Origin of the sequence: Glaciihabitans tibetensis, assembly GCF_003003265.1 — a bacterium.
Lineage (GTDB): Bacteria > Actinomycetota > Actinomycetes > Actinomycetales > Microbacteriaceae > Glaciihabitans > Glaciihabitans tibetensis.
In genome coordinates, this window is the sequence record NZ_PVTL01000010.1 from 100,996 (window position 1) to 107,310 (window position 6,315).

General features: G+C 67.0%; 8 protein-coding genes. 7 read left to right on the forward strand and 1 reads right to left on the reverse strand.

Annotation, left to right across the window (positions count from 1 at the left end):
- Positions 1–37 precede the first annotated feature (37 nt).
- Complete coding sequence (locus B0I08_RS16210) at positions 38–400, reverse strand: MerR family transcriptional regulator (protein ID WP_106214732.1); 363 nt, start codon at positions 398–400, stop codon at positions 38–40.
- Between the two features lie 66 nt (positions 401–466).
- On the opposite strand from B0I08_RS16210, the gene B0I08_RS16215 reads away from it, so the two are divergent.
- The 7 genes from B0I08_RS16215 to B0I08_RS16245 form a co-directional block, all read left to right on the forward strand.
- On the forward strand, positions 467–1,672 hold the full coding sequence (locus B0I08_RS16215) for an MFS transporter (protein ID WP_106214734.1): 1,206 nt from the start codon (positions 467–469) through the stop codon (positions 1,670–1,672).
- A 62-nt stretch (positions 1,673–1,734) separates the two neighbouring features.
- Positions 1,735–2,469, forward strand: coding sequence for a DnaJ family domain-containing protein (locus tag B0I08_RS16220; RefSeq protein ID WP_245884857.1), 735 nt, complete (start codon positions 1,735–1,737; stop codon positions 2,467–2,469).
- A 196-nt stretch (positions 2,470–2,665) separates the two neighbouring features.
- A complete protein-coding gene (locus B0I08_RS16225; RefSeq protein WP_106214736.1) occupies positions 2,666–3,532 on the forward strand; it encodes a DUF4397 domain-containing protein in 867 nt (288 codons plus the stop codon).
- 27 nt (positions 3,533–3,559) lie between these two features.
- Positions 3,560–4,294, forward strand: a complete 735-nt coding sequence (locus tag B0I08_RS16230; protein ID WP_181243449.1) for a class F sortase — start codon at positions 3,560–3,562, stop codon at positions 4,292–4,294.
- A gap of 108 nt (positions 4,295–4,402) precedes the next feature.
- Positions 4,403–4,972: an RNA polymerase sigma factor gene (locus B0I08_RS16235; protein ID WP_219905696.1), complete on the forward strand. Its 570-nt coding sequence runs from the start codon at positions 4,403–4,405 to the stop codon at positions 4,970–4,972.
- Positions 4,969–5,940 carry an anti-sigma factor domain-containing protein gene (locus tag B0I08_RS16240; protein WP_106214742.1) on the forward strand — a complete coding sequence of 324 codons (972 nt, stop codon included), beginning with the start codon at positions 4,969–4,971 and terminating at the stop codon, positions 5,938–5,940. Before B0I08_RS16235 ends, B0I08_RS16240 begins: the two co-directional genes overlap by 4 nt.
- A gap of 184 nt (positions 5,941–6,124) precedes the next feature.
- Positions 6,125–6,315 (forward strand): hypothetical protein (locus B0I08_RS16245; protein WP_146134359.1); only part of this gene is annotated, 191 nt, incomplete at its 3' end.

The following is a 6,315-nucleotide window of genomic DNA, read 5'->3' on the forward strand; positions in this document are numbered from 1 at the left end:
AGGTCAACTGACCACGTCAATCGCTTGTTCGGCCCCGTCAGGCAAGTGCTCTGACCTCGTCGAGATACTCGGTAATAGCGGCGCGGTTGCGGGCGAGAAACTCGATGCGTTCGTCCATGCGGTCGCGTTCGTGTTCCAGGGTGGCGAGCATCTCGGGAGTGGCGTCGGCGAAATGAATCGTCCGGGGCTTGTCGAGGCACGGCAGGATCTGCCTGATGATTCGCGTCGGCAAACCGGTGTCGAGGAGGCCACGAATCTGGATGACCCGATCGACCAGATAGTCGTCATACTCCCGGTATCCGTTCGGCATCCGCCGAGGTATGACCAGTTGCTCGTCCTCGTAATACCGCAGCGCCCTCGGCGATGTGCCCGTGAGGCTGGAAAGTTCGCCGATCTTCATCCGTCCCGCCCTCCTCGTGTCCTCGATTTGACCTTAACGCTAACGTCAACCATTGACGATGATGTCATGACTCAACTACAGCCCACTTCGCGGCGCGTGTCCCGGCCAGATCGTCTGCCTCTCGCAGGCCTCGTGGCATTGGGCACCGCGGGATTCGTCACGATCATGACCGAGGCGCTCCCTGCGGGAATTTTGCCAGCCATGAGCGGCGACCTCGGCGTCACGCAGGCTGCGGCCGGGCAGACCGTGACGGTGTATGCGATCGGTTCTGCCCTCGCCGCCGTTCCTCTGACCGCTGCGACGATCGGCTGGCCTCGCCGACGGCTCCTGGTGATCGCGATCGCCGGATTCGCCGTCGCAAACACGATCACCGCCATCTCCCACGACTACATCCTCACGATGGCGTCGCGATTTCTCGCGGGTGTGGTCGCGGGGCTCCTGTGGGCGCTGCTCGCGGGATACGCCCGCCGCATGGTCACCCCTCAGCAGCGCGGAAAGGCAATGGCAATCGCGATGGCCGGTACCCCGGTCGCGCTCTCGATCGGTGTGCCCGCAGGTACTTTCCTCTCGGACGTGATCGGCTGGCGATACACGTTCGGCATCATGACCCTGCTTGCGCTTATCTTGATCGGTTGGGTACTCGCGAGCGTTCCCAACTTCCCCGGACAGGCCAAAGCGGCCCGGCTACCGCTTCGTCGCACCCTCGCGATCCCCGGCATGGCCGCCGTGCTCGTGGTCACACTCGCTTTCGTGCTCGCGCACAACATCCTCTACACCTACATCGCCCCGTACCTCGCACCGCTTGGCCTCGCTGATCGTGTCGACATCGTTCTGCTCGTCTTTGGTGCCGTGTCGTTGCTGAGCATCTGGATCACCGGCGCCCTCATCGACCGTCACTTGCGACCACTGATAATCGCGAGTTGCGCCCTGTTCGCGAGCGCCGCTCTCGCTCTCGGTCTTTTCGCCGAGGCCCCATGGTTGCTTTTCGCCAGCGTCGGCGTCTGGGGCCTCGCATTCGGCGGAGCCGCAACTCTTCTTCAGACCGCGTCCGCGGAGGCTGCTGGAGCCGCCGGTGACGTAGCGCAGTCTCTGGTCGTGACGTGTTGGAACATTGGCATCGCCGGCGGTGCAATCACGGGAGGACTCCTCCTCGCCGGAATCGGCCCGTCATCTTTGCCCTGGGCGGCACTCGTTCTTCTCGTTCCTGCCCTCATCGTGACGATAGCGGCACACGCGGGCGCGACGAATACCTCCTCACCGCCGGAAAAGTGACTGAAGTTCCGCATCTGACCCTGCCCGTGCATCCAGGCGCTCACAAATCTAAGCTGGAGCGCATGGCGGGCAAGCAGGAACGCGGCGACTGGCGAGTTGGAGCCGCGCGCTATCAGATCGAGCGGATCTCTCGTGACGAGCGGATGTCTCGTGATGAGCGGATGTCTCGTGGCGAACGCACGGGCGCGCAGAACCGCGGGTCCGAGGAGCCCGCAGATCCAGGACCGCAACCCGACCCCGAGCCGACCACGGATGCCGGGCAGTCGATGATGGAGGAACGCGCGCACTTCGTCGAGATCGCGATCCAGCAGTCGATCCGTCGCGGGGACTTCGACAACCTTCCCGGGGCGGGCAAGCCCCTGGCCGACCTGCAGCACAACGACCCAGACTGGTGGATCCGCCGGAAGATCGAGCGCGAGAACATCACCGGCCTCGGCCCACCCGCGCTGACCCTGCGCACGGAGGACGCCGAGCTCGACGATCGGATCGACGCCTGCCACACCGAGCACGCCGTGCGCCACCTGCTCGAGGACTTCAACACCCGCGTGATCGCCGCCCGCCGACAGCTGCAGGGCGGGCCGCCGGTGGTCACCGCGCTGCGCGACGCCAACGCCGAGGTGCAGCGGTGGACCGACCGCCGCGCGGCGCACGCAGAAGCGCGTGCCGCCGAGCAGCACGAAGCGGCGGCGGCGCTGCGCGCCATGACCTGGGGCCAACGTCGCCGCGCCAAGCGGCAGCCTCCGCCAGCGCCTCAGCCTCCGCCAGCGCCTCAGCCTCAGCCTCAGCCGCCGCAGTGAGCCTGCCCGAGCTTGAGCGCGAGCCTGCCCGAGTTCGCCCGAGCCCACACGGGCCCCGCGTATGCGACGGTAAATTCCTCGCGAATGCACTCTTGCCCGCTGAAACTTTCTGGCCAAAAAAGTTTGAGCACGGTGCATCCGCATCGCCCTTCCGCACAGAAGTAATGAGTAACCCATCCACATATAGGAGGAACTCATGCGAAAGACCCGTTCTCTCAGCACGATAACCGTCGGCATCGGCGCCGGCGTCCTGGTTGCGCTCGCTGGCGTAGCGCCCGCCCAGGCAGCGGAAGGTGATGCCCAGCTCTCCGTGTTCCATGGTGTGCCCGGCCTCACCGTCGACGTGTACGTGAACAACGCACTCACGCTCGACAACTTCGCTCCCGGCTCGCTCGCCGGACCGCTCGAGCTGGCACCCGGAACCTATTCGGTGGCTATCACCGCGGCGGACGCGGCAGATGCCAGTGCACCAGCAATCGGCCCGGTCGACCTGCCCCTCGAGGCTGGCGTCAACTACACCGCCGTGGCGCACCTCAACGAGGCCGGCAGCCCCACGGCAACCCTGTTCACCAACGACACCAGCACGGTTGCCGCCGGCGAAGGCCGTCTGACTGTTCGCCACGTGGCTGCTGCGCCCGCGGTGGATGTCCTGGCGGGAGGATCACCGGCGATCACCAATCTGGTGAATCCCAATGAGTCGGTGCTCACGCTCCCCGCTGGCACCATCTCCGCAGCGGTCGCCGCGACCGGTACCACGGCACCGGTGATCGGCCCGGCCGACCTCGAGGTTGCGGAGGGCGCAAACACCATCGTGTACGCCTGGGGCAGCCTCGCGGAGTCGACCCTCGCGCTCGGTGTGCAGAGCATCACGGGACTGCACTCGGCGCCCGGTGGTGTGCCCGCGGGTGACGCCGGACTCGTCGCCAGCAACACGGTTGGTTCCGCCGGAGACGACGGATCCAGCGTGATCTGGCTGGCCGGTTCCGCCGTGCTGCTGCTTGCGGCGGTCGCGGTGATGACGGTGAGCCGCTCCCGGCGTGCTGTTGGCACAACGGAACGCTAACCGCCGATGAAGACGAGGAGGGTCACCATGGGGAGATTCGGGCTTCTTGTGGTGGCTCTCCTTGCCGTCTTCTGCGGCGCGCTCGGGTGGGCGGTCATCGCGACACCCGAGCTCGCGGCATCCCCCTCGTCCACAGAATCACCGGCAATCGATGACCGACCGTCCGGGTCGCCTCCTAGCGCCGCCGGGTCGTCTCCCTCGTCCGCGGAGTCGCGGTCGGTCAGGCCGTCGCCCACGGACGCCCCGTCGCCCGCACCGGCCCTGCCCACGGTGCCGGTCGTGGATGCCGCGATGCAGAGCCCCGCTCCTCCCGTGCCCGCGCCGACCCGGGTGAGTGTCGGGTCTTTGGGCGTTGATGTGCCCGTGGTTGCGGTGGGTCTCGACGGCGCCGGGGCGATGGCGCTGCCGCCGGACCCCGCCATCGCGGGGTGGTACGAACACGGTCCCGCACCCGCCAGCACGGCTGGTGCCACCGTCATCGCCGCCCATGTTGACTCCCTTGTCTACGGTCTGGGTCCGTTCGCTGCGCTCGCCGACGCGACGGCCGGTACAGAGATCGTCGTCACTGACGCCGCGGGCACAGCGCGCACGTTCGCCGTCTCGACGATTGAGACCACGGGAAAGTCGGATGTCGCGTGGGCGAGCGTCTTCGATCGAACCGGTCCAGCCCGCCTCGTACTGGTCACCTGCGGGGGAGAGTTCGACTACTCGTCCCGCCATTATCTGTCGAACGTCATCATCGTGGCGACCCCGGTCGGATGAGGCCGTGTCTTTATTATGCTGAGCATAACGAGGGCCGGAGACAGCGGCCGGCAACCAGAGCTGTGGCCGCCGGCATCCGCCTCAATCCGGAGCACGACTTCTGAGGTGATGGCAATCGACGATGATCACGCGCGGCTCGGCGAGCGCTTTCGCAGTGGCGACGAGCGGGCGCTCGCCGAGGCCTACGCGCAGTGGGCGTCTCTGGTCTACACGATGGCTGCGCGCTCGCTTGGGGATCCCACCGAAGCCGAGGACGTGACGCAGAAAGTCTTCATTGCCGCCTGGCGCGGGCGCGAAGGGTTCCATCCCGAGCGGGCCCGCCTGCCCGCCTGGATTGTAGGCATTTGCCGGCACACTCTCGCCGACGCCCACGAGGCGCGGGCCCGGCGGCGTCGGGTCGCTGAGGCCGTCGCCGCTGATACCGCTCTCGTCGCCCTGACCACGCCGTCGGAAGAATCCGATGCGGTGATGGATCGGATGCTGCTGGGCGACGAACTGCGGAGACTACCCGCGGTGCCCCAGCAAGTGATGCGCCTCGCGTTCTACGATGACCTGACACACCACGAAATAGCGGACACCCTGGGCTTGCCCCTCGGAACCGTGAAAAGCCACATTCGCCGAAGCCTCGGACGCCTGAGATCGCGCCTGTCAGATACCACGATCGGAGGGGAACAATGAGCCACATCGACGCAGAAGATCTTGCCCTGATCGCTCTCACCCCGGCGGCTGCGACGAACCGGCAGCAGGCCCACCTCCAGGTCTGCGGCGAATGCTCCCGCGAGGAACAGGCGTTGGCGCGTACCGTTGCGCTGGGCAGGACGGCGGATGACGCGGCGCTGACCGCCCCGCCGGCCGCAGTCTGGACCCGCATCCACGACGAACTCGGGCTGTCGGGATCGGTCGCGAGGCCTCCGGTGTTGGCGGGCTCGGTCGAGTGGCCTCCCGTGGCGGCGGACTCGGTCAAGTCGCCTCCCGTCGTGACGGACTCGGTCGAGTCGCCTCCCGTCGTGACGGACTCGACAGCAACGCGTCCTGTGGCTGCGGTTCCGGCCGCCGGGCTCGCCGACCTTCCCGAAGGCGGGCTTAGCGCCGTGCCCGATTCCGTGCCCGCCGCGGTGCCGACTGCCGTGCCGACCGCTGTGCCCACCGCGGTGCCGACTGCCGTGCCGACCGCCGTGCCGACCCGCTCTGGCGGACGGCGACGGATGTGGCCGCTTCTCGTTGCCGCCGTCGCCGCGGGAGTATTCGGCGGGCTCGCGGTGGGAGCGCAACTTTCCACCGTCACCGAGCGCGCTTCGGTCGTCGCTCGGGCTGTGCTTGACCCGCTCCCCGGCTGGGATGCCACGGGCAGCGCACAGGTGGAGGAACGCGCGGATGGCCGACGCGACGTTGTCGTCACCCTGGGTGAGGACGCGACCGAGTCCGGTTCAGCCGATGGCTCGCTGCGCGAGGTGTGGCTCCTCACCCCCGACGCGTCGGGTCTGGTCAGCCTCGGTTTTCTTGACGGCTCGGACGGCCGGTTCGTGATCCCGACCGGCATTGACCTGGGTCAATATCCGCTCGTGGACGTTTCCGTGGAGTCCGCAGACGGCGACCCTGCCCACTCGGGTAACTCGGTGGTGCGTGGTGAGCTGCGGGTGAGTTGAGCTCGCCCAGCGCTTGACGCCCTCGGTGTCATTCCGCCATGCCTAGCGCTCATCTTCTTCGCTTGCGTCATTCCCTGCTCTCGCTGCTCTCTCTGCTCTTCCTGCCTTACTCGAACATAGTTTCGAACAATGCGGCGATAGTCAAGCCCTATCTTCGAATGCTGTTCGGCACGATGATTGATATATGGACTCGACATTCGAACACACCGCCCCGGTCGAGCACTGGGCTGTCCCCGGCGTGACGGTGGAGCCGGGGGTGGAATCGTGGGCTCTTCCCCCAACCCCGGTGGTGCCCGCAATGTCAGTGCTGCAGGCGTCGGGTGAGTTGGTGGTGTTGCTTGGCCGGGTCAGGGCGGATCTGGCCCGTGCGGCGGA